Genomic DNA, 22,017 nt, shown 5'->3' with positions numbered 1-22,017 from the left:
CGGCTGCTGCTCGACCTCTTCCATGCCCGCTTCGACCCGGATGGCGCGCGCGAGGAGGCGGCGCTGCTGGCCGACTGGGCGGCGCTGCTGGAGGCGGTGCAGAGATCCCGACGAGGACCGCATCCTGTCCCGCCTGCGGACGCTGCTGGATGCGGTGCTGCGCACCAACTACCACCAGGACAAACCCTGGCTGTCGCTGAAGATCGACAGCGCCGCGGCCGGGGAGATGCCGCAGCCCCGGCCCTGGCGCGAGATCTTCGTCCACTCGCCGCGCATGGAGGGCACGCATCTGCGCGCCGGGCCGGTCGCGCGCGGCGGCATCCGCTGGTCCGATCGGCGGGAGGACTACCGGACCGAGATCCTCGGGCTGATGAAGGCGCAGCGGGTGAAGAACGTCGTCATCGTGCCGACCGGCGCCAAGGGCGGCTTCATCCTCAAGCACCCGCCGTCCGCTTCGGACCGCGAAGCCTTCATGGCCGAGGGAATCGAGTGCTACCGCACGCTGGTGCGCGGCATGCTCGACATCACCGACAACCTGGTCGAGGGGAGGCTGGTGCCGCCGCCGCGCGTCGTGCGGCGCGATGCGGACGACCCCTATCTGGTCGTCGCCGCCGACAAGGGCACCGCGACCTTCTCCGACATCGCCAACGGGCTCGCGGCCGATTACGGCTTCTGGCTGGACGACGCCTTCGCCTCGGGCGGCTCGGCCGGCTACGACCACAAGGGCATGGGCATCACCGCGCGCGGCGCCTGGGTCATGGTCGCGCGCCATTTCGCCGAGATGGGCCGCGACATCTTCGCCGAGGACTTCACCTGCGCCGGCGTCGGCGACATGAGCGGCGACGTGTTCGGCAATGGCTTGCTGATCAGCCGGCACACGAAGCTGGTCGCCGCCTTCGACCACCGGCACATCTTCCTCGACCCCGCGCCCGACCCGGCAACCAGCTACGCGGAGCGCGAGCGCCTCTTCGCCCTGCCGCGCTCCTCCTGGGCCGATTACGACGCGGCGAAGATCAGCGCGGGCGGCGGCGTCTTCCCCCGCACGCTGAAGACCATCCCGCTGTCGCCGCAGGTGCGCGCGCTGCTCGGCATCGAGGCCGAGCGGGCCGAGCCGGCGCTAGTGATGCAGGCGATCCTGAAGGCCAAGGTGGACCTGCTCTATTTCGGCGGCATCGGCACCTATGTGAAGGCGGCGGCCGAGACCCAGGCCGAGGCCGGCGACCGCGCCAACGACGCCATCCGCGTCGATGGCGGCGCGCTGCGGGCGAAGGTGGTGGGGAGGGCGCGAACCTCGCCGTCACCCAGGCCGGCCGGGTGGACTACGCCCGCGCCGGCGGGCGCATCAACACCGATGCGCTCGACAACTCGGCCGGCGTCTCCACCAGCGACCACGAGGTCAACATCAAGATCCTGCTGGCCGATGCCGAGGCCGCGGGGCTGCTCACCCGCACCCAGCGCGACGCGCTGCTGGCCGAGATGACCGAGGAGGTCGGCCATCTCGTCCTGCGCGACAATGCGCAGCAGCACCTGGCGGTGACGCTGGAGGAAGCCGCCGGCGCCGCGGCGCTGCCGGCCCAGGCCATGCTGATGCAGCGGCTGGAGGCGGCCGGGGTGCTGGACCGCGCGGTGGCAGGCCTGCCCGATGCGGCGACGCTCCGCGCCCGCATCGCGGCGGGGCATGCACTGACCCGCCCGGCGATCTGCGCCCTGCTGCCGCTGGCGAAGCTGTGGCTGCTGGAAGCGGTCGAGGCCTCCGCCCTGCCGGACGACCCCGCCTTCGCGCCGGTCCTGGCCGCCTATTTCCCCAGCGCCCTGCAGGACCGCTTCCCCGCGCTGATCGCCCGCCACCGGCTGCGGCGCGAGCTGGTGGCGACCGCCATCGCCAACGAGGTCGCCAACCGGCTCGGCTGCGCGGGCCTGGCCCGCCTTGCGGCCGAGGCCGGCCCGGCCGCCGCGGCCCGCGCCGCCTGGCTGGCCGGCGAAGGTTTCGGCCTGCCCGCGGTGGCGGATGCGGCCGATGCCGCCGCCGCCCCCGCCGCGGCGCGGCTCGAGGTGCTGCAGGCGCTGCGCTGGCTGCAGGAGGAGGCCGCGCAAGGGCTGCTCGGCACCGAGGGCCCGGTCGGCGCGGTGCTCGAGACGCTGCGCCCCGGCCTCGCCGCACTGGCCACGACGGCCGGGGATGATCCCGCCGCATCCGCCTGGCGCGCCGCCGGGGTGCCGGAAGCCGCCGCCGCCCTGGCGGCCGCCGCGCCGCGCCCTGGCCGCCGGGCCGACCGTGCTGCGGCTGGCCGCCGAGACCGGCGCCCCCGCCGCCGCGGCGGCAGCCGCCTGGGCGGAGGTCGGCGGCGCCTTCCGGATCGAGGCGCTGCGCCAGGCCGCGGCGGCGGCACCCGCCCCGGGTGCCTTCGGCCCGCGCGCTCGGGCCGCGCTGCTGGAGGATCTCGGCGCCGCCCAGGCCAGCCTGGCCGTCGCCCGGCTGCGCGGCGCGGTGCCCGACGGCGCCGCGGTGGCGCAACTGGCGCAGGAGGCGGCGCAGGCGGGCGACCTCGCGGCGATCGGTGTCGCGGCGCGGGCGCTGCGGGCGATGGCGTGACCGGCGCATCCATTCCTGCGGGTCGGCACCCTCCGCCCGGCGCCAGCCGACCCGCAGAGGGGACGGGTGGGGTTTGCAGGGGGAGTACCTGTCTCCCTCCCCGATCTCCCTTGCCGTGACCCCCGAGATCCTCCCCGACCTGCTCCGCCCCGGCCTCCGCCTGCTGCTTTGCGGCAGCGCGCCGGGCCGCGTCTCGGCCCTGCGCGGCGCGCCTTATTCCGGGCCGGGCAACAAGTTCTGGGACATCCTGCACCGCTCCGGCCTGACGCCGCGCCGCTTCGCGCCGGAGGACTACGCGCAGCTCGACGCGCTCGGCATCGGCCTGACGAATCTCTGCACCACCGCCTCCGGCGCCGATGCCGAGATCCCCGCCGCCGCCTTCGACGCCGCGGCGCTGGCCGCCAAGCTGCGGCGGCACCGGCCGGCCCTGGTCGGCTTCGTCGGCAAGAATGCGGCGGCGCGCTTCCTCGGCGTGAAGGCGCCGCCCTTCGGCCCGGTGCCCGGCCCGCCGGACCTGCCGCCGCTCTTCGTCCTGCCCTCGACCTCCGGCCTCGCCTGCCGCAGCTGGGACCCGGCGCCCTGGCACGCCCTGGCGGAACGGCTGCGGCAGGGGCATGCTCCATGGCATGAACCGCCGCGCATGGGCCTGGGCCCTCTATGACTGGGCCAACAGCGCCTTCCCCGCCGTGGTCTCCACCTTCGTCATCGCCGCCTATTTCACCAAGGGCATCGCGCCGGACCCGGCGAGCGGCCAGGCGCAATGGGGCTGGATGCAGACGTCTCGCCGGGCTCGGCATCGCCGTCCTGTCGCCGCTGCTCGGCGCGGTGGCCGATGCCGGAGGCCGGCGCCGGCGGCTGCTCGGCCTCTGCACCGCGGTGATGGTGATGGCGACCGGGCTGATCTGGTTCGCCCGGCCGGAGCCGGGCTCGGCGCTCTGGGCGCTCACCTGCGTCGGCATCGCCACCATGGCCTTCGAACTCGGCACGGTCTTCTACAATCTGCTGCTGCCGCAGGTGGCCGCGCCGGGGCAGATCGGCCGCGTCTCCGGCCTCGCCTGGGGCCTCGGCTATGCCGGCGGCCTGGTCTGCCTCGGCCTCGCGCTGCTGCTGCTGGTGCGGCCGGACCCGGCGCTGTTCGGGCTCGACCGCGGCGCCGCCGAGCATGTCCGGGCGACCGCGCTGCTGACCGCCGCCTGGATCGCCGCCTTCGCCTGGCCGGTGCTGCTGGCGCTGCCCGACCCGCCGGGCGAGCGCCCGGCCTGGGGGCGGCGATGCGCCGCGGCCTGGCCGAGACCGCCGCCCTGCTGCGCCGCCTGCCGCGCAACCCGGTCCTGCTGCGCTTCCTGGTGGCGCGGCTCTTCTATACCGATGGGCTGAACACGCTGTTCGCCTTCGGCGCCATCCATGCCGCCGGCGTCTTCGGCATGGGGTTCGAGGAGATCCTGCTCTTCGGCATCGCCCTGAACCTCACCGCCGGGCTCGGCGCCGCCGGCTTCGGCCTGGTGGAGGACCGGCTCGGCTCGAAGCGGACGGTCATGCTGGCCCTGGCGGCGCTGGTGATGCTGGGCTCGGGGCTGCTGGTCGCGGAGGGCAAGACGCAGTTCTGGGCCCTGGCGCTGCTGCTCGGCGTCTTCATCGGCCCCTCCCAGGCGGCGAGCCGGACGCTGATGGCGCGGCTCGCCCCGCCGGGGGAGGCGGCGGCGCATTTCGGCCTCTTCGCGCTGAGCGGGCGGGTGACCGGCTTCCTCGGCCCCGCGGTGCTTGCGGCGGTGACGGCGGCGACCGGCAGCCAGCGGGCGGGAATGGCGACGGTGGTGGTGTTCCTCGCGGTCGGCGCCGCGCTGCTGGCCGGGGTGCGGGAGCCGGCGCGGCGGTAGCGTCTTTCGGCCGGCAGGCACCTGGGCCAGGGCGGCCCGCATGGCGGCGAGATGGCCGGGCGGGCGAAGACCTGCTTCGCCAGCTCCTCCCTGTAGGTATGCGAGGTCCGGTTGGGTCCTCGATCATCGCCAGCCAGCCCTGCGCACAGGCGGCGCGCGGGCTGGCGATCCCGATGCCCTCCCGCAGCAGCGCCGCCTGCAGCACGCGCCAGAACAACTCGGCCGAGAATCTGAAGCGCTGGATGCCGGCATCGACCCACCCGGGCGGAGGACCGCCAGGTCGATGTCGCTGTGGTCCCGCGCCATGCCGCGGGCGCGGCTGCCGAAAAGTCAGGCCGCCTGCGCGCAGGGCAGGTCGGTCAACTGCCGCAGGAAACAGTACCCGCCCAGCCCCTCCGCCATGCGGCCGAGCCTGGCGGAGGCAGCCGGCCATGGTCCAGCGGCGCCTACATCCCGGCGTAGAGATAGGTCGGCATCGGCTGGGTCAGGTCGACCACGCCCTTCACGCCCGGCACCTGCTCGGCCAGCACCTTCAGCCCGCGCTTCACCTGCTCGGTCCGCATGAAGCCGTGGTACTCCACCACCCCGTCCTTGACCTCGACCAGGGTGTAGAAGGTGTCCGCCCAGGGCTCCTTCCGCATCGCCGCCAGCACCGCCTGGCGGATGCGGTCGTCGGAGAGGTCGCCCGCGGCCTTCGGCGGCGAGACCAGCGCCCGCAGCAGGTCGGCGCGGGAGACGATGCCGCGCAGCTTGCCGTCCTCCAGCACCAGCACGCGGCGGATGCCCTTCTCCTCCATCAGGTGGGCGATATGCGCCGCGCCATCCGCCGGGGTCACCGAGACGACGCTCTCGGTCATGATCTCGGCGGCGCTGCTGCCATGGGTCCGGGCATAGCGCTCGGCCTGCTCGCCCGGATCGGCGAAGAGCGAGCGCAGCCAGCCCTGCGGCCGGTCCTCCTCCCCCGCCAGGCGGCGGATCAGGTCGGCCTCGGTCACCACGCCGAGCACCATGCCCGCCTTGTCCAGCACCGGCACGGCGGAGATCCCCCGCTCGGCCAGCAGGCGGGCCACGGCGACCACCGGGGTCTCCGGCGGCACGGTGACGACATCCGGGGTCATCAGGTCGCGGGCGGTCAGCTGGGACATGACATCCTCCTTCGAACAGGCGCCCAGCCTGCGCTCTGCGCCGCGCCGCGGCCTTGAGGCAGCGCAACAACCGGGCGCCATGCGCGGGGGCCGGAACCGCGCGCCCTTGCGTCAGAAACTCGTGCTGAGACCGAGGGTGACGCGCCGCACCGCATCGCCCGGGCAGGACCCGGCCAGGCGCAGCGGCGCCGTGTCGCCCCAGTGCAGCAGCAGGGCCAGGTCGCAGGCATTCGCCCGCGTCGGGCCATGCTCGGCGGCGACCGGCCGGAAGGCGGTGAGTTGCAACTCCATCCGCAGCGGTGCGCCCGACAGCATCGCCTGCCCGGCCAGGGAGACGCGGCTCCGCAGCGTCGCGCCGGCGAGCGCCCCGGACGGCGAGGCGAGGCTGCCGACGCCGAGCCGGTCACCGAGCCCGACCGAGGCGACCAGCTTCGCCTGGCCCGGCAGGGACAGCGTCAGCTCCTGCTGCAGGGCGCCGTTCAGGGCCGGCGCCGTCGGCAGGCCCTGCGCATCCGCCGTGGCTTCCAGCCGCAGCTGCGGCGCCACCGACCAGGACAGGTTCGGCATCAGCGCCAATTCCTGCCGCGCGCCGAGCGCGATGGCGCCGCGCTCGAAGCCCGCTTCCGCCGCCGGCTCGGCCGCGTCGAGGGAGGCTTCCCCTTCGCCCAGAGCGTGCCGCCCGGCGCCTCCCAGCCGAGGCTCGCCGGCTCGGCCGGCAGGACCGAGTGGCTGGCCTGCCCGGTCAGGCGCTGGGCGGGGGCGGCGGCGTCCTCGGCGGCCAGGGCCGGGCCGGGCAGGAGCAGGCAGGCCGCCAAGCCACAGAAGGCACCGACCAGCCGACTGGACTCACGCAATGGAATTGAATGCTGTCAAAATCATGACATGAAAATAACGGCCAAGCCGAAGGGTCATCAACCTTAATCTAAAAGCGAGGCTGAGGTTTTTTCTGTGTTGCGCCGCAGCATCAGGTCGGATGCCGGAAGCTGGTCTTGTGCCGCGCGGCTCGGTCTCTGGCCGAACGCATCCTGCGGCCAAGCAATATGGCGGCGATTGCCGGTTTCTTGTCGCCCGGCGCCGAGGCGGGAGGGCGATGCTGGGCCAGGGGCCGAATCGCTCGCTTCGTTCCGCCTGGGCAGCTAGTTTCACCGGATGCGCAGCGCCTCGGCCCTCCTGCTCTCCGCCCTGCTGCTGCCCGGCTGCGGCGACACGCCCTGGTCCGCCGGGCTTGCCGATCCCCTGGCCACCAACGGCACCGCCGGGGCCGAGGCGGCGCCGCACGGCCCGCTGCTCCGCCTCACCCTGCGGGGCCGGGTCAGCCATGCCGAACCGTTGCAGGAGATGGGCGAGCGCCGGCTCTGGCGCACCGCCGGCAACCAGGTGGTCGAGGACGGATCGCGGCCGCGTGGTGGCGACCGCCGGCTTCGGCGAGATGCTGGCGGCCACCCGCTTCGACGGGCCCGACCCGCTGGCCGACCCCTCCGCGCTGCTCGAACGCCCGGCGGCGGCGCGCCGCATGGTGGACCTGATGCGGGCCGACCGCGCCGCGGAGGGGATGCGCTTCGGCGTCCAGGTCGAATGCCGGCTGCAGGCGACGCGCACCGAGGATGCGGCGGTGCTGCTGGTCGAGGAGCGCTGCCGGGCCGAGGGCGCCGGGCGCTTCACCAACCGGTTCTGGGTGGCGGCCGAGGGCGGCGCGGTGCTGCAGGCCTGGCAGTGGATCGGCCCGGGCCTGCCGATGCTGACGGTGGAGTTCCTCAGCCCCGCCAGCTAAGCCCGGCGCGGCGCACCCGCTGGGCCACCACCGCCAGCCAGGCCAGTTGCACCGCCAGCGCCGGCAGCACGATCAGCGGCTTCCAGTTCGGCGGCAGCCGCAGGAAGACCAGCGCGAGCGCGGCATGGAAGGCGGCGAAGCCCCAATGCGTCGCGGCCACCGCCCGGGTGCCCATGCCGGCGCGCTGCGCCATCTGGTAGATATGCGTCCGGTGCGGCGCGCCCACCTTGTCGCCCATGGCGGCGCGGCGGGCCAGGGTGAAGCCGGCATCGAAGAGCAGGCCGAAGACCAGCAGCGGCACGATCAGGAAGCTCAGCTGGTTGACGTCGAAGCGGCTGGCCGCGACCGCCAGCACCGCCAGCATGAAGCCGGCGAACTGGCTGCCGACATCGCCCATGAAGATCCGCGCCGGGTGCAGGTTGAAGGGCAGGAAGCCGGCGAAGCCCGCGGTCAGGAACAGCGCCGCGGCATAGACGAAGCCGCCGCCCTGCAGCGCGGCGATCACGGTCAGCGCGGCGCAGGCGATCAGCAGCACGCCGCCCACCAGCCCGTCCAGCCCGTCCATGAAATTGACCGCGTTGGTGCAGCCGAGGATCCAGAACACGGTGATCAGCGTGCCGAGGAAGCCGAGCTCGACCGGCCCGACATAGGGGATGGCGAGGCGGGAGATGGTCAGCCCGCTGAACACCGCGACCAGCGCCGCCGCCAGCTGCGCGCCGAAGCGGAGCCGGGCCGAGAGGCTGCGGATGTCGTCCACCAGCGCGACGCCGGCGATGGCGATGGCGGCGAGGATCACGCCGATGAACTGCCGCTCGGCGATGCGGGCGCTGTCGGCCACCTGAAACAGCACCAGCATGCCGGCGACGAAGGCGAGCACCGCGCCGACCCCGCCCCCGCGGCGTCGGCCGGACATGCGCGCTGCGGCCGTTGGGGTGGTCGAGGATCGGCCAGGCGATCATCGCCCGCACCGCGGCGGCCGAGAGCAGGGCAAGGCCGAGCGCGAAGGTCAGGTGCTGGAGGAGGGCGGCGGAAGACATTGCGCGCGGGGTGTGGCGGAAGCGGGCGGGATGGGCAAGCTGGCCCGATGGTGCCCCGACCGCACCGGGCACCATGGGTCCAGGCAGTGTCGAGCCGACGATTCACGCCCCGCGTGGTTCCACCCGGGACGCCGCGGGCTAGCGCAGGAAGCCCATGTAACCCCGTGCGAGCGCCTCGGCCCGCCCCTCCCGCGTCACGTCCCACAACGGATTGTCGGCGATCAGCCGCTGGCCGCCGTCGCGCACCACCGGGCGGATCACCGCCCCGGCCCGCGCCGTCGTCTCCGGCCCCAGCAATTGCAGCGGGATCCGCAGGTAGATCCCCTTGTCGAAGCTGCCCTCCCCGGATTTGCCGAAGGGCACGTCGGTGAAGGTGGCGAAGGCGCCCACCTCGATGCCGCTGTCGAAGCGGCGGCCGAGCTCGATCGTGCCGCCCCAGTCGCCGGCCAGGTAGCGCCCGGCCCGCAGCACCGTGTAGAGGCCCCAGACCGGCAGGTCGGCATAGAGCGAGGCATGGCCGGTCGCGACCGTGTAGCCAAGGGCGGCGAAGCGCTGGCGGTATTCCCGCTGCGCCACCCAGGCGAGGTCGAGGCCGAGCGCCACCGGCCGGTCCATCGGCCGCCACAGCACCTCCCCTGCACGCCCTGGTACATCGGCTCCAGCAGCCCGCCCGTCACCCGGGCGAAGACATCCGGCGCCAGGGTCCAGATCCGCTCGCCATAAAGGGTCGGGATCGCCGTCTTCCCTTCCCGCGCATAGCGGGCAAGGTCGCTGCGGACATGCGGCAGCTGGCTGTCGGAGGGCTTGCCGTCCTCGAGGTTCCCGGCCAGCACCTGGGCGACGCTGCCGGCCAGCGCGAAGCCCTGCCCCAGCCCGTAGCGCGCCCCGGCCACGAGCCCGGCCTGCCAGCGCACCGCCTTTCCCGGGTCGCCGAGCTGCAGCGCCAGCCGCGGCTCGACCGCCCAGGCGAGGCCCGGCGCGGCGAGCGGGGCATCCGCCGCCCGGGCCGGCAGCAGGGTCGCGCTCGCCAGCACCTCCTCGGCGCTGCCCGCCCCGGCGGCGCCGGCCTCCATCGCCTCCCGCAGCAGCACGAGGCGGGCGACCGGCGCCCCGGCACGGTGCCAGGCGACCTCGATCCGCTCCACCTCGGGCGGCAAATGCGGCTGCGCGGCGCGCACCACCCGCCCGGCCGCCTGGGCGAGGGTCGGGAAGCGCCCGCCCTCCACCGCAATCCGCGCCTCGGCGCCTGCCACCTCGATGCCGAGCGGGCGGAAGCCGGCCGCCCGCAGCGCCGGGGCGATGGCATCCTCGGCCCCCAGCGCCGGGCGCGCGACCATGGCGGGCGGCGGCCGCCGCGGCACCTCCGGCGGCCGCGCCGGGTCCATCCGCAGCGAGAGCCGGAACAGCGCATCGGTGCCGTGGACGAAATGCACCCCGGCATCCAGCCAGGCATTCGGCTGCCATTGCAGGCCGAGGTTCAGCCGCGAGCGCGCCTCCCCGCGCAGGTTCGCGGTGTGGGCCGGATAGCCGCCGCGCTCGTCGCGCAGCGCGTCGCCCGACCACTCGACCTTCGCGCGCAGCCCCTCGATCTCGTCGAACAGGGTCGGCAGGCTCCACTCCATCCCGCCGAAGACCGCGACATCCTCGCCATGGAACCAGCTGCCATAGGCCGGCCTGCCGCCCTGGCCGACATGCCGCGGCCGGGCCTTGTACCGGCCGGAGATCAGGCCGAAGGGGTTGGGCAGGTCGGCCCCGGTGCCGAGCCGGCCCCAGCCCATCCCGAGCGAGAGGTCGACCGGCCCGAGCCGCTTCGACGCCACCAGGTATTCCCCGCCATAGATCCCGGTGCCGATCGCATCCTGCAGCCCGACGGCCAGCGCCGGGCGCCAGGCGCTCTCCTGCCAGAGTTGCAATTCCAGGTCGAAGGCACGGTCGTTGGTGGTGCCCCGGCCGGTGGTGCCGTTCAGCCGGTCGGTCAGCCGGAAGGTGGTCTCGAGGAAGGGCAGCGCCTGGAAGCCGAGGAACCAAGAATTGCCGCTGGTGCCGCAGCGCCGCCCCCGCCTCCAGCGTGCCGTCCGGCCGGAAGTGGGCGTTGCGCATCTCGATCAGCCCGGCGCCGCCATAGTCGGACCCGGTGGCCGGCACCTCCTGCGCCGCGGCCGGCAGGGCGAGGAGCAGGACGGTCAGCCCGGCGCGGAGGGCGCCGCCCCCGTGCCGCGCCGTGCCAGCCTACCGCCCACCCGACCGCACGATGACCGCCAGCGCCGCGCTCGACAGCGCCACCTGCGACAGCACCTGGGTCAGGTCGCGGAGGAACCCCCAGGTCTCGTAGGGGGAGGGATCCTGCGGCACCACCACGGTGCTGCCCGGCGGGATCGGCGGCCCGCCCGCCTGCCAGGCACCGAGCCCGGCCGGCGTCGACTGGCCATTGGGCAGCACCACGAAGCCGCGCCCGGCATCGGCGAAGCGCTGCTCCCCGCCCGCCGCCCGGACATAGTCCCCGGCCCTCCAGCCCGTCGCAGACTGCAGGCTGCCCGGGTTCAGCACCGCGCCGACCACCGTCACCTCGTTCGGCCGCTTCGGCATCGCCACCAGGTCGCCCGGCTCCATCAGCACGTCGAGGTCGGGGCGGCCGGCCAGCACCACCGGGTTGGCCTCCACCACCATCCGCCCGGCGGCGCGGGCGTTGCGCAGCGACCCGGCCAGCGCCTGGCCGGCCTGGATCGCGCCCGAGAGGTCGGAGGAGCCGCGCATGCCCGCCACCGCCTGGCCGGCGGCCACCTGCATGAGGCCCTGCTCCAGCTCGCGCGCCGTCCGGGCGAAGCCCTCCTGCTGCCGCTGCCGCACGCTCTCCCGGCTGAAGACGGCGCCATAGGGGTAGGCCTGCGGCGTCAGCCCACCGGCCCGGGCGATGACCTCGGACAGCCGCTCCCCGCGGCGGATGTCGTAGACCCCGGGCCGGACGAACTCGCCCATCAGCGTCACCGGCCCGCTGTCGCGGTCGCCGAAGCCGCGCGGCAGCCGCACCGCGTCGCGCGGCGAGAGGCGCACCGCGGCGAAGTTGCGGGACCGCAGGTCGAGCAGCGTGCGGGCCAGCGGCAGGGTCGCCGCCTGCTCCGCCGGCTCCCGCGCCAGCTCGACGGTCGAGAGATCGGCGGTGTCGGTCGCTCCCCCGCGGCGGCCAGCACGGAATCGAGCCCGGTGTCGTTCAGGATGGGATAGAGGCCGGGCAGCCGCACCTCCCCGGTCAACAGGACGCTCTGGTCCAGCAGGAAGGGCAGCAGGGTCGGGTAGTCGAGGAAGAGCTGCGGGCAGGGCAGCCGGCCGTAATCCGGGAAGCCCGCGGCGCGGGCATGGGCGAAGCGCTGGCGGGAGGCCTGGGCGGCGACCGTCAGTTGCGTCAGCGCCGGGCAGTCCGCCGCGGGTGCCGCCGGCGGCGCAGGCGCCACGGCCGGCGGCGCGCCCGGCATCCCGGCCGCCGCCGGCAGCGGTTGGACCGCGAGGGCCTGGGCCAGCACCGGGGCCGTGCCCGGGTCCGGCACATCGCCGCGCAGCGCCTGCTGCACCCCGGGGCTGGCCAGGAAGAGCACGTCGGGCAGGCCGAGCAGGATCACCTCGTCGCCCTCGGCCAGCGGCAGGTCGGCCTCCCCCTGCAGCACGCGGCCGAGGTCGAAGGGCAGGAATTGCCGCGTCCGGTCGCGCGCGTCGGTCCGCCAGACCAGGCCGAGCCGGGGATAGGGGTCCGCCTTCACCAGCCGCGGGTCGGAGAGCAGCCCGCGCAGCGTCCGGGCCCGGCCGCCCGCCGCCCGCAGCACCGGCGCGGCCACATGTCCGGCCAGCCGCAGGTCCTGCGTCATGACGTCGGAGCCGGGCTCGACCCGCAGCGCGTCGCCGCGGCGCAGCGCGTCGCGCGGGCCGATCTCGCGCAGGGCACGGCGGCCCTCGCCATCCGTGCCCTGCAGCAGGAAGCGGTTGCCGCCCGGCCGCAGCGGGTCGCCGGCCAGGCGCAGCAGCGCGGCCAGCGGCGCCTGCGCCACCCCGGCCGGCAGCTCGTAGATGCCGGGCCGCGTCACCTCGCCGCCGATCGCCACCACCCCGCCGAGCGGCGGCACCAGGATGCGCTCCCCTCCCGCAGCCGCAGGTCGGGCGCGGTGCCCTCGCCGGCGATGACCGGGTAGAGGTCGATGATGCGGCGGCCGGCGGCGCCTTCCACCCGGATGGCGCGCAGCGACCCGGTCCGCCGGACCCCGCCGGCGGCGACCAGCGCATCCAGCACCGAGGCCATCGAGGTCAGCGGCTGCAGCCCGGGCCGCGCCACCTCCCCGCCGACGAAGACCGCGATCTGCCGCACCTGGCCGATCGAGACGAAGACCTCCGACCCGCCGAGCTCCCGTGCCGCCCGCGCTTCCAGGTCCGCCCGCAACTCCCGCAGGGTGCGGCCGGCGGCCGGGACCGGGGCCAGGTCCGGCGGCAGCAGCATGCCGTCGCGGCCGACCCGGAGGCTGAGCGTCTGCCGGCTGCGACCGCGGAAGGCCAGCACCACCTCGTCGTCGCGGCCGAGCAGGTAGTCCTCCGGCAGCGCGCCGAAGCCGATCCCGGCGGGCTGGCCGGCGGGCATGCCGCGCAGGCTGTCATAGCCGAACTGGCGCAGCGGGGCCGGGGCGCAGGGCGCGGGCTGGCAGCCGGCCCCGGCGCCGCGGGCGGCAAAGAAGGCCTCGGCCGGGGAGGGCGGATCCTCCGCCGCCGGCGGCGGCGGCGCGGGCATGGGCCCCGGCGCATAGGCGGGGGCCGGCGCCGGGCCCGGCGCCGGGGCGGGCATGGTGCGCCCGGCGCCGGCATCGAGGATGCGCTGCAGGATGTCCTGCTGCGACCCGGCCGGCAGGCTGGGCAGCGGCAGGCCGCCGGGCAGGGTGGAGGGCAGCGCCGGCGGCGAGAGGTAGCCGCCGCCCGCCCCGGTCTGGGCCCGCGCCGGCAGGGCGAGCTGCAGCACCAGCAGCGACGCCAGCGCGCGATGCATCGGGGAAGGGCCGGCGCGGCGGTGCAGGGGGAAGTCCTCTCGCAGGCTTGGGCTAACTGTTAAGTATTCCTTGCAACGAAAATAGCCGAATCCCACCATGACCTGGCAATGATTCGAATGTTTAGTATTCCTAGGCGAATAGATGCCGCCGCACGACTGGGGCTTCGCCCGGTGCTGCTGGTCGCCTGGCATCGCGGGCCCGGCCAGTTTTTGTCACGCTGGCGGTTGCGCGACGCGCCGGCGCCGCGGGAGGGCTTCCTGCCGGCCACGGCGCCGTCGCCGCCATCGGTGCCGGGCTGGCATCGCCGGGCCGTGCTGGCCCGCGCCGCCCGGGTCGCCCCGCCCGACTGGCACGGGCCCTTCGCGGCCGGGGCCCCGGCACTCGGCCTCGACCTCTTCGGCCCCGGCGATATCCGCCCGGTCTGGGAGCGCAACCGCTGGGCCGAGCTGCCGCTGCTGGCCCAGGCGGCCCGGCTCGACCCCGATGGCGGCCACCTGGCGCAGGCCGAGGCGCTGCTGGCCGATTGGGCGGCGCGCAACCCCCTTTCGCGGCCCGAACTGGGCCTGCGGCCAGGAGGCGGCGCTGCGCGCCCTGCATCTCGGCCTGGCGCTGGCCCTGCTGGATGCCGACCGCGCCCCGCCGCCCGGCGCCCGGGCGCTGCTGGCGCTGCAGGGCCGGCGGATCGCCGCGACGCCGGCCTATGCCCTGGCGCAGGACAACAACCACACCGTGTCCGAGGCCGCCGGGCTGCTGGCCTGCGGCCTGCTCCTCGGCGAGCCCGGCTGGACCCGCCGCGGCGCGGCGCGGCTGGACGCGGCGCTGCGGCGGCTGGTCGCGCCCGACGGGTCCTTCGCGCAGCTCTCGACCGGCTACCACCGGCTGCTGCTCGATGTGCTCGCGGCGACCGAGTGGCTGCGCCGCCGGCTGGGCGGGCCGCCGCTGCGCGCCGCCGACCGGGCCGCCGCCGCGACGCTCTGGCTGCAGCGCCTGGCCGCGCCCGGGACCGGCGCGCTGCCCCGGCTCGGCCACCAGGACGGCTCGGCCTTCGCCGACCTCGCTTTGGCCGGGCCGGCGGACGCGCGGCCGAGCCTGGAGCGGGCGGCGCGGCTGTTCCGCGGCGGCTCCGCCGGGCTGGCGGCGGAGCCGGGCTGCGCCTGGCTGGGGCTGCCGTCCGGTCCGGCGCCGCCGCCGCCGCCCGGCGCCTGGACGGGGAGGGCCTGCGCGGCTGGCAGGCGGCGGGCGCCCGAGGCTGCCTCCGCACCGGCCCGCTGCGCTTCCGCCCCGGCCAGGCCGACCTGCTGCATCTCGAGCTCTGGGACGGGCCGCTGGCCCTGCTGCGGGATGGCGGCACGGGTGCCTACAACCCGGGTCCGGCGGAGGCCTGGTGGCACGCCCATCTCAGCGGCACCGCGGCCCACAACACCATCGCCTTCGACGGCGAGGACCAGATGCCGCGGGTCTCGCGCTTCCTCTTCTCCCATTGGCCGGCGACGGGGGCGCTGCCGGACGGCGCCTGGCTGCGCGACCGGCGTGGCCGCCGCCACGAACGCCGCGTGGCGGTGCAGGGCCGGCGCTGGGTAGTCGAGGACCGGGTCGGCGGCCGCTTCGCCACCGCCGTGCTGCGCTGGCGGCTGGCCCCCTGCGCGTGGCGCATCCTGCCGGACGGCGTGGTGGGTCCGGCCGCGACCCTGCGCGTCACCGCCGATGCACCGCTCGGCTGCGCGCTGGAGCAGGGCTGGGAGAGTCCCGGCTATGGCCAGATCCGGCCGGTGCCCGTGCTGGTTGTGCGAGTCCAGCAGCCCGTCACGAATCTCACAACTGTGATCGATCTTCCGAACTCAACCGTGGATTGAATACGGAGCGCTTGTGTACAGATCGAAAGCGCAAGATCCACAGGGGGAGGCATGCCGCTCGACCTGCTGTTGCAGGGTATCTGGGATCGCCGCTGGCGCGTCCTCCTGGCGACGCTGCTGCTCTACGCGGCCTTGGCCTGCATCCTGTTCCAACTGCCGCAGCGGCACGTCGCCCAGGCCGTGGTCGCCCCGGCCGAGACCACCAGCATCGCCACCTCCACCCTGCTCTCGCCGGTGCCGCTGTTCGGCGGCGGCCTGCTGGACGACCGGCCGACGGGGACTTCGCGGTCTATCTCGACGCCCTCCGCTCGCCGGAGGCTGCGGCGATGCTGGCGCGCGACACCGGCCTGCTGGCGCACCTGGCCGAGCGCCGCGCCGCGCCACCCCTCGGTTGGCTGCGCCAGCGGCTTGGCCTGCGGATGGAGGCCGACCTCGACGACGCGCAGGACTGGCTCGAGCGCAACTTCGCCGCCACCCAGAACATCGCCACCGTCACCGTCACCCTGACGCTCGCGCATGCCGATCGCGCCGCGGCGCTGGAGGCGCTGCAGCGCCTGCATGCGCTGGCCGAGGCGAAGGTACGCGGCGACCTCGCCGACCTCGCCCGGCGCCGCATCGCGGCCATCGAGGCGCGGCTGGCGGCCGAGCACGACCTCTATCTCCGCAACGCGCTGTACGACCTGCTCGGCCAGCAGCAGCGCAGCGCGCTCGTGGTCGCGGCGGATGAGGCGGTGGCGGCCCGACTGGTCTCCGCCCCGATGGTCGAGCAGCGGCCCTCCCTGCCGAACCGGCCGCTGCTGCTGCTGCTGCTGGCCCTGGCGGCGCCGCTGGCGGTGCTGGCGGCGACCCTGGCGCTGGTGCTGGCCCGCGTCGCCGCGGCCCGGCCCCGCCCGCCGCGCTATGGCCTGGCGCTGCCGCAGATGGGGGCGGAGTGAGGCGCGAGGCCCTCGAGGCGGCCATGCTGGCGGCGGGCACCGGCCTGCTGGCGGCGGCGCTGCAGTCTGCCGGCGCGCTGAAGTCGCTGCCCGGCATCGCCGCGCTGCCGGTCGACCTGACCCTGCTGGCGGCGCTGCTGCTGCTGCCCTCGCTCGGCCTGCTGCTCCTGGTGCGGGACTGGGCCGTCGCGCCGGCCCTGGCCGGGCCGCTGCTGGCGGCGGCGCTGCTGCTGGTCTGGCTGGTGCTGGCCGGGGGCTGGACCGTCTCCCGCCTGGTGCTGGCGGAGAAGCTGCCGCAGCTGGTCCTGCTGGCGCCGGCCATGCTGCTGGCGGGCATGCTGGCCGGGGCGGATGGGCCGACGCTCAGGCGGCTCTCGGCCGCGGTGGTGGCGATCGGGGCGCTGGTCGGCGCGGCGACCGCCTGGGGCGTGCTGACCGGCAATGTCGTGCTGGGCGGCGCGGTCGGGCAGGACCCGGCGAAGCTGCGGGTGCAGTACCCGCTGGCCGGGCTGGCGATCGCCTGCGCCGCCGGGCTGGCGGCGCTGCGGCTGGTGGAGGCGCGCGGCCCGCGGCGGCTGGCCTGGGCCGGGGTGACGCTCTGCTTGGGCGTGGCGGTGCTGGTGCCGGGCGGGCGGGCGGCGCTGCTCGGCCTGCTGCTGGCCGTGGCGGGGGCGCCTGCGGTGCTGTTCTGGCTGTCCGGCCGGCGCGGCGCGGCGCTCGGCTGGGTGGCGGCGGCCGGCGCGGCCGGGCTGGCCGGTCTGGCGGCGCTGCTGGCCATGCCGGGCGCGGAACTTGGCCTGCGGACGCTGGAGCGGCTGTTCGGCGACCCGGCGACCGCGACCCCCGCGCGGCTTATCCTGTGGGGGAGGCCCTGCGCTGGGCCGGCGTGGCGGCGCCCTGGGGCCTCGGCACCGGCGGCTTCACCCTGGCCGCCGGCAGCGGCGACGACCGCGCCCTGCACCCGCACAACCATGCGCTGGAGATGCTGGCGGAAGGCGGGCTGCCCGGGCTGGCGCTCTGGCTCGCGGCCTTCGGCGGCGGGGTGGCGCTGGCGATCCGCCGCGCACCTCGGGTCGCGCCGGGGCGGGCGGCGCGGATCGCCGCGCTGACCCTGCCGCTCGGGCTGACCGCGATGGTCTCGACCGATCTCGGCAACCGGATGGTCTGGTTCGGGCTCGGCCTGCTGCTCTCGCTCGGGGTCGAGGCGCGGCGCCGCGTGCTGCCCGATGTATGAGCGCTGGGGCAAGCGGGCCTTCGACATCGCCGGCGCGGCGCTGCTGCTGGCCGTGGCCGCGCCCCTGCTGGCCGCGGCCGCGCTCGGCGTGCTGCTGGCGCTCGGCCGGCCGGTGCTGTTCCGCCAGCGGCGGACCGGGCGGGGCGGCCGGCCCTTCACCCTGGTGAAGCTGCGCAGCCTGGCCGAGGGGCCGGGGCCGGACGCGGCGCGGCTCGGCCGCTTCGGGCGCTGGCTGCGGGCGAGCGCGGTGGACGAGCTGCCCCAGCTGTTCAACGTGCTGCGCGGCGAGATGAGCCTGGTCGGGCCGCGGCCGCTGCCGCCGGAATACGACGCGCGCTTCACCCCGGCCGAGGCGGCGCGGCAGCTCGTGCGGCCGGGCCTCTGCGGCCTGGCGCAGGCGGCAGGGCGCAACGCGGTGCCCTGGCGGCGGCGCCTGACGCTCGATGCGCGCTATGCCGGCGCGGCGCCGACGCTGCGCGGCGATCTGGCGATCCTCTGGCGCTGCGCGCGGGTGCTGCTGCGCGGCCAGGGCGTCTCCGCGCCCGGGCATGCGACGATGCCGGCCTTCCGACCGGGACCTGCAGCGGATGGCGGGAGGGCGTGAACGCCCGGACGCCCGCCCCTGCCTGGAAGGCAAAGACCTGTGGCAGTGCCGCCGTCACCCTCGGCCGCAGGTCGCCGGAGGGACCGCCGCGGCCCCGGGCGGGCGGGCTCGGCCGGGCCGGGCGGTGGTCCCCCTGGGCCGCCCGTCCGTGTCCCGGGCCGGTTTCGGATTTGAGGGGTTAAACCCACAATTCCGCTCAATCCGGCTCAGGATTCTTGAGGCCGCTCCATCGGCCGGCCGATGCAATGCCAGGCGGAAGGCTGGATCCGAACGAAACGGCTTGACTTTTTGTAGGAATAAAAACTTAAATCGCGCCTCGGCCATCCCGGCCGGCGGAGCGAGGCATGATCATCCGGGTATCCCCGCAATGGCAGGTGACGATCCCCAAGTCGCTGCGCGCGCGGCTGGGCCGGCCGAGGCAGATGGAGGCGCGGCTGGAGCGCGCATCGCTGGTGCTCACGCCGATCCTGATGGAGTCGGTGGAAACCGCGGAACGCACGCTGCGGCCCGAGGGCATCACCGCGGAAGTGCTGGTGGCGGCGATGGACCTGGTCGCGGCGCGCCGGCGGAAGCAGGCCTTGGCCGTCGCGGCCGTCGCGGCCGTCACCGCGGCGCCCAAGGGGCAGGAACCGGATTGACTATAATCCTATAGATCCGGGAGCGGCCCGGGGGCAAGGCAAATCCCCGTCCCCCCCCCGGCCCTCAGCCGGCCGGGCGCCGCGCCAGGGCGAGGCCGATGCCGAGCGCGACCATCGCGCCGCCCGAGCCCTGCCGCAGCCGGCGGACCAGGCCGGGGCGCGCCGCGGCGCCGTCGCGGATGCCGCTCGCCGCGCAGGCCACCGCGATGTCCGCCAGGGTGTTCAGCGCCACCGAGACGGCGCCGAGCAGCACGAATTGCAGCGCCACGCGGCCAGCCGCCGGGTCGAGGAATTGCGGGACGAAGGCGAGGAAGAAGGCCGCGGTCTTCGGGTTCAGCGCCTCGACCAGCATGCCCTCGCGGAAGGCCCGGCCCCGCCCGGCCGGCGGGGCGGCGGCGGCCGAAGCCTGCGCGCCGGCGGCCCGGAAGGTCCGCCAGCCGAGCCAGACCAGGTAGGCGGCCCCGGCCAGCTTCAGCGCGGCGAAGAGGTCGGCGCTGGCCAGCACGATGGCGGAGACGCCGAGGCTGCCGGCGAGGACATGCAGCAGCTCGCCGAGGCCGGTGCCGAGGCTGGAGGCGATGCCCTCCGCCCGGCCGCCGGCGAGCGTGCGCGCGGCGACGTAGAAGAGCCCCGGGCCGGGGGTGATCGCGAGCAGCAGCGCCGCGGCGAGGTAGAGGAGGAACTGGCTGAGATCCGGCATGGCCGAAGTCTAATGGATCGTGGCGGCGTCCCCAACCCGAGGTGTCCAGAGGCCTTTCGGTCTTTGGTGGGGGCAGTGGGGCAAGGCTCCCTCAGCCTTAGCCTTCCCTGGCGATCTCCCGCAGCGCCTCCAGCCGCACCTTCCCGAGCGCCGTCCGCGGCAGCGCCGGCACCGCGACCACCGCGCGCGGCTGCTTGAAGCGGGCGATCCGCCCCTCGAAGTGCCGCAGCACGGCCTCACCTTCGAAGCCCGGCCCGGGGACCACGACGGCCACGGGCACCTCCCCCAGCGCGGGTCGGGCCGGCCGCAGACGGCGCCCTCCAGCACGCCGGGCGCGGTGCGGAGGATGCGCTCCACCTCGGCCGGGTAGATGTTCTCGCCGCCCGAGATGATCAGGTGCTTCAGCCGGTCGGTGAACCAGAAGCGGCCCGCGGCATCGCGGAAGCCGACATCGCCGGAGGCGAACCAGCCGTCGCGGAAGGCCGCTCCGGTCTCGGCCGGGGCGTTCCAGTAGCCGCGCGCGAGATGCGGGCCGCGCAGCTGGATCTCGCCGGGGTGCCCGCGGGCAGGTCGCGTCCCGCGGCATCGACCACCCGCGCCGCCCCGTGCAGCGCCGGCGTGCCGAGGCTGCCGGGCGCGGCCAGGGCTTCCTCCCGCGTCTGGACGATGGCGATGGGGCCGGTCTCGGTCGCGCCATAGACCTGCTGGACCGGGATGCCCCGCGCATGGAAGGCCTCGATCAGCGGCAGCGGCACCTCGGAGGAGCCGGCGCCGATGGCGCGGAGGGAAGCGAGGTCGGCCGCGGCCCAGCCGGGATGCGCGACGAGGGCCTGCATCACCGCCGGCACCAGCAGGGTCAGGGTCGGGCGGTGGGCGGCGATGGCGGCGAAGGTGGCTTCGGGGTCGAAGCGCGGCAGCAGCACGACCTCTGCCCCGGCCAGCAGCGCCGGGGTGGTCTGGATGTTGAGGCCGCCGACATGGAACATCGGCAGTAGGGTCAGCACCCGGTCGGCGGCGGTCAGGCCGAAGGCGTGCCGGGCGTTCTCCGCATTGGCGCGCAGCGCCCGCTGGTCGAGCACCGCGCCCTTGGGGCGGCCGGTGGTGCCGGAGGTATAGACCAGCAGCAGCGGGTCGTCCTCGGCGCCGGCCGCGGGCGGGGCGGGGGCGTCCGGCCACGCGGCCTCGGCGTCCAGCAGGGCGCAGCCGGGCGGGGCGGCGGCCTGGGCGGCTTCCGCCATCTCCCGCGTCGCGGCCAGCAGGCGGGCGCCGCTGTCCTCGAGGATGAAGCGCAATCTCGGGCGCGGCCAGGCGCCAGTTCAGCGGGACGAGGATGGCGCCGAGCCGGGCGCAGGCAAACAGCAGCACGAGCTTGCGCCGGGTGGTTCTGGCCGAGGAAGCCGAGCCGGTCGCCGCGGCCGAGGCCCTGCGCGGCAAGCGCCGCGGCGGCGGCGGCGATGCGGGCCTGCAGCGCGGCGTAGGTCAGCGTGCCGGCCGGGCCGGAGAGGGCGATGGCGTCGGGAAGCGAAGCAAGGTCGGGGAGGGAAAGGTATTCCCTCCCCAAGCCCCTCCCTTCCTTTTTGTGAGTCGGCTGCCGCCGCGCGCGAGGGTACCGGACTCGGAGAAATAGAGGAGGGTCCAGGGAGGATACCTCCTCCCCGGCCTTCCCTTCCCTCACTCATCCGTCTCGCCCGCCTCGTACAGCGCCGCGCGGCCGATGCGGTCGATGCAGAGCTCGGCGGTCCAGGGCAGCATGAGCGACCCGCAGCGGGCGTCGCGGTAGAGCCGCTCCAGCGGCAGCGACTTCAGCATGGACTGGCCGCCGCAGGTGCGCACCGCCTTGGCCGCCAGCGCCGCGGCATTCTCCATCACCGTGTGCTGCGCCGCCCAGGCGCGCAGCAGCTGGTCCTTGCTGGGATCGGGCCGCGCCTCGGTGACCGCCTGGAACCAGAGCGCCTTGGTCTGCTCGAGCATCACCCGCATCTCGGCGACCGCGACCTGCTTGGTCGGGTACATCCGCCGCTTCACCGGGGGTGTGCCCGGCCATTCGCCGCGCAGGTAGCGCACGGTGAAGTCGTAGGCCGCCTGGGCGATGCCCATATAGGCGGGAGAGAGGGTCATGAACATGTGCGGCCAGCGGGTCGCCGCCTGGAAATAGAGGCCGGGCGGCATCAGCGCCGCGTCGTCGTCGTCGACGAAGACGTCGCGGAAGACGAGGTTGCGGGAGACGGTGCCGCGCATCCCGAGCGGGTCCCACTCACCCTCGACGCTCACGCCTTCCGCCTCGCGCGGGATGGCGAGGTAGAGCGTGTCGCGGCGGGAGGGCTTCGCCTCGCCGTCCTTCGCCTCGGTGCAGAGCACGCCGTAGAAGTCGGCGTGGCCCGACAGGCTGGCGAAGATCTTCCTGCCCGAGATGCGGTAGCCACCGGGCACGCGCCGCGCGGTGGTGCCGAAGGCGACGCCGCCGGCTGCAGGCGGCGCCGCCCTCGCTGAAGGGCTGCGCGTAGATGGCGCCGTCGCGCAGGATCCGGTCGTAGTGCAGCCGGCGGCGGCGGCGGTGCTCGGCCCGCACGCCCGGCTCCATGTCGAGATCCTCGGTCAGCGCGCCGGTCCAG

At 75.4% G+C, this 22,017-nt stretch carries 23 protein-coding genes and 3 pseudogenes; 12 read left to right on the top strand and 14 right to left on the bottom strand.

The features are described from left to right. Positions 1-22: 22 nt before the first annotated feature. The 5 genes and pseudogenes from ACQ86J_RS13220 to ACQ86J_RS13200 form a co-directional block, all read left to right on the top strand. A pseudogene (locus tag ACQ86J_RS13220) lies at positions 23-2,112 on the top strand (NAD-glutamate dehydrogenase domain-containing protein); the annotation flags it as partial. After that, positions 2,009-2,593, top strand: a complete 585-nt coding sequence (locus tag ACQ86J_RS13215) for a hypothetical protein (protein ID WP_431271460.1) — start codon at positions 2,009-2,011, stop codon at positions 2,591-2,593. The pseudogene ACQ86J_RS13220 and the gene ACQ86J_RS13215, both read left to right, overlap by 104 nt. A gap of 115 nt (positions 2,594-2,708) precedes the next feature. Continuing rightward, entirely contained in the window at positions 2,709-3,254 is a 546-nt protein-coding gene (locus tag ACQ86J_RS13210) for a mismatch-specific DNA-glycosylase (protein WP_431271459.1), read from the top strand. A 164-nt stretch (positions 3,255-3,418) separates the two neighbouring features. Then, positions 3,419-3,970 (top strand): hypothetical protein, encoded by a 552-nt coding sequence (locus tag ACQ86J_RS13205; RefSeq protein ID WP_431271458.1) that lies wholly within the window; start codon positions 3,419-3,421, stop codon positions 3,968-3,970. Beyond that, on the top strand, positions 3,865-4,470 hold the full coding sequence (locus ACQ86J_RS13200) for an MFS transporter (RefSeq protein ID WP_431271457.1): 606 nt from the start codon (positions 3,865-3,867) through the stop codon (positions 4,468-4,470). Before ACQ86J_RS13205 ends, ACQ86J_RS13200 begins: the two co-directional genes overlap by 106 nt. A 123-nt stretch (positions 4,471-4,593) precedes the next feature. On the opposite strand, the gene ACQ86J_RS13195 is transcribed toward ACQ86J_RS13200, so the two are convergent. From ACQ86J_RS13195 to ACQ86J_RS13180, 4 genes are all read right to left on the bottom strand, one after another. Beyond that, positions 4,594-4,776, bottom strand: a complete 183-nt coding sequence (locus ACQ86J_RS13195) for a hypothetical protein (RefSeq protein ID WP_431271456.1) — start codon at positions 4,774-4,776, stop codon at positions 4,594-4,596. 140 nt (positions 4,777-4,916) lie between these two features. After that, a complete protein-coding gene (locus ACQ86J_RS13190) occupies positions 4,917-5,615 on the bottom strand; it encodes a CBS domain-containing protein (protein ID WP_431271455.1) in 699 nt (232 codons plus the stop codon). A gap of 111 nt (positions 5,616-5,726) precedes the next feature. Next, positions 5,727-6,182 carry a hypothetical protein gene (locus ACQ86J_RS13185; protein ID WP_431271454.1) on the bottom strand — a complete coding sequence of 152 codons (456 nt, stop codon included), beginning with the start codon at positions 6,180-6,182 and terminating at the stop codon, positions 5,727-5,729. Beyond that, a complete protein-coding gene (locus tag ACQ86J_RS13180) occupies positions 6,182-6,469 on the bottom strand; it encodes a hypothetical protein (protein WP_431271453.1) in 288 nt (95 codons plus the stop codon). The genes ACQ86J_RS13185 and ACQ86J_RS13180 overlap by 1 nt, the downstream gene beginning before the upstream one ends. Before the next feature lie 548 nt (positions 6,470-7,017). Between ACQ86J_RS13180 and ACQ86J_RS13175 the strand changes: the two genes are divergently transcribed. Further along, a complete protein-coding gene (locus ACQ86J_RS13175; protein WP_431271452.1) occupies positions 7,018-7,386 on the top strand; it encodes a YjbF family lipoprotein in 369 nt (122 codons plus the stop codon). Here the strand turns inward: ACQ86J_RS13175 and ACQ86J_RS13170 are convergent. The 5 genes and pseudogenes from ACQ86J_RS13170 to ACQ86J_RS13150 all read right to left on the bottom strand — a co-directional run bounded on the left by ACQ86J_RS13170 (position 7,370) and on the right by ACQ86J_RS13150 (position 13,440). Further along, positions 7,370-8,299 carry a glycosyltransferase family 4 protein gene (locus ACQ86J_RS13170; RefSeq protein WP_431271451.1) on the bottom strand — a complete coding sequence of 310 codons (930 nt, stop codon included), beginning with the start codon at positions 8,297-8,299 and terminating at the stop codon, positions 7,370-7,372. The two genes, ACQ86J_RS13175 and ACQ86J_RS13170, sit on opposite strands and share 17 nt — an antisense overlap. Before the next feature lie 262 nt (positions 8,300-8,561). Beyond that, positions 8,562-10,390, bottom strand: a pseudogene (locus tag ACQ86J_RS13165) (YjbH domain-containing protein). 262 nt (positions 10,391-10,652) lie between these two features. Beyond that, a complete protein-coding gene (locus ACQ86J_RS13160; protein ID WP_431271450.1) occupies positions 10,653-11,474 on the bottom strand; it encodes an SLBB domain-containing protein in 822 nt (273 codons plus the stop codon). Then, entirely contained in the window at positions 11,405-12,535 is a 1,131-nt protein-coding gene (locus ACQ86J_RS13155; RefSeq protein WP_431271449.1) for an SLBB domain-containing protein, read from the bottom strand. Before ACQ86J_RS13155 ends, ACQ86J_RS13160 begins: the two co-directional genes overlap by 70 nt. Continuing rightward, entirely contained in the window at positions 12,493-13,440 is a 948-nt protein-coding gene (locus tag ACQ86J_RS13150) for a polysaccharide biosynthesis/export family protein (RefSeq protein WP_431271448.1), read from the bottom strand. Before ACQ86J_RS13150 ends, ACQ86J_RS13155 begins: the two co-directional genes overlap by 43 nt. 171 nt (positions 13,441-13,611) lie before the next feature. Here ACQ86J_RS13150 and ACQ86J_RS13145 point away from each other — a divergent pair, with 171 nt between their 5' ends. The 6 genes from ACQ86J_RS13145 (at position 13,612) to ACQ86J_RS13120 (ending at position 18,705) form a co-directional block, all read left to right on the top strand. After that, complete coding sequence (locus ACQ86J_RS13145; RefSeq protein ID WP_431271447.1) at positions 13,612-15,294, top strand: heparinase II/III domain-containing protein; 1,683 nt, start codon at positions 13,612-13,614, stop codon at positions 15,292-15,294. A gap of 51 nt (positions 15,295-15,345) precedes the next feature. After that, positions 15,346-15,801: a hypothetical protein gene (locus ACQ86J_RS13140; RefSeq protein ID WP_431271446.1), complete on the top strand. Its 456-nt coding sequence runs from the start codon at positions 15,346-15,348 to the stop codon at positions 15,799-15,801. Next, the gene (locus ACQ86J_RS13135) at positions 15,714-16,229 is read left to right on the top strand and encodes a hypothetical protein (RefSeq protein ID WP_431271445.1); all 516 of its coding nucleotides are present in this window, start codon (positions 15,714-15,716) and stop codon (positions 16,227-16,229) included. Before ACQ86J_RS13140 ends, ACQ86J_RS13135 begins: the two co-directional genes overlap by 88 nt. After that, complete coding sequence (locus ACQ86J_RS13130; RefSeq protein WP_431271444.1) at positions 16,226-17,338, top strand: hypothetical protein; 1,113 nt, start codon at positions 16,226-16,228, stop codon at positions 17,336-17,338. Before ACQ86J_RS13135 ends, ACQ86J_RS13130 begins: the two co-directional genes overlap by 4 nt. 117 nt (positions 17,339-17,455) lie before the next feature. After that, positions 17,456-18,067 carry a sugar transferase gene (locus ACQ86J_RS13125; protein WP_431271443.1) on the top strand — a complete coding sequence of 204 codons (612 nt, stop codon included), beginning with the start codon at positions 17,456-17,458 and terminating at the stop codon, positions 18,065-18,067. A gap of 374 nt (positions 18,068-18,441) precedes the next feature. After that, positions 18,442-18,705, top strand: a complete 264-nt coding sequence (locus ACQ86J_RS13120) for a hypothetical protein (RefSeq protein WP_431271442.1) — start codon at positions 18,442-18,444, stop codon at positions 18,703-18,705. 64 nt (positions 18,706-18,769) lie between these two features. On the opposite strand, the gene ACQ86J_RS13115 is transcribed toward ACQ86J_RS13120, so the two are convergent. The 5 genes and pseudogenes from ACQ86J_RS13115 to ACQ86J_RS13095 form a co-directional block, all read right to left on the bottom strand. Continuing rightward, positions 18,770-19,405: a LysE family translocator gene (locus tag ACQ86J_RS13115; protein WP_431271441.1), complete on the bottom strand. Its 636-nt coding sequence runs from the start codon at positions 19,403-19,405 to the stop codon at positions 18,770-18,772. Positions 19,406-19,502: 97 nt separating this feature from the next. Then, on the bottom strand, positions 19,503-19,679 hold the full coding sequence (locus tag ACQ86J_RS13110; protein ID WP_431271440.1) for an AMP-binding enzyme: 177 nt from the start codon (positions 19,677-19,679) through the stop codon (positions 19,503-19,505). 127 nt (positions 19,680-19,806) lie between these two features. Further along, entirely contained in the window at positions 19,807-20,697 is an 891-nt protein-coding gene (locus ACQ86J_RS13105) for an AMP-binding protein (protein ID WP_431271439.1), read from the bottom strand. 134 nt (positions 20,698-20,831) lie between these two features. Then, positions 20,832-21,080: pseudogene (locus ACQ86J_RS13100) on the bottom strand (hypothetical protein); the annotation flags it as partial. Then, positions 21,077-21,835 (bottom strand): acyl-CoA dehydrogenase, encoded by a 759-nt coding sequence (locus ACQ86J_RS13095; protein ID WP_431271438.1) that lies wholly within the window; start codon positions 21,833-21,835, stop codon positions 21,077-21,079. The pseudogene ACQ86J_RS13100 and the gene ACQ86J_RS13095, both read right to left, overlap by 4 nt. Positions 21,836-22,017 lie beyond the last annotated feature (182 nt).

It is taken from the genome of Dankookia sp. P2 (genome assembly GCF_050632255.1).
In the GTDB taxonomy this organism is placed as follows: domain Bacteria; phylum Pseudomonadota; class Alphaproteobacteria; order Acetobacterales; family Acetobacteraceae; genus Paracraurococcus.
The sequence above is the reverse complement of the archived record's forward strand: the minus strand, read 5'-3'. Positions and strand labels throughout refer to the sequence as shown.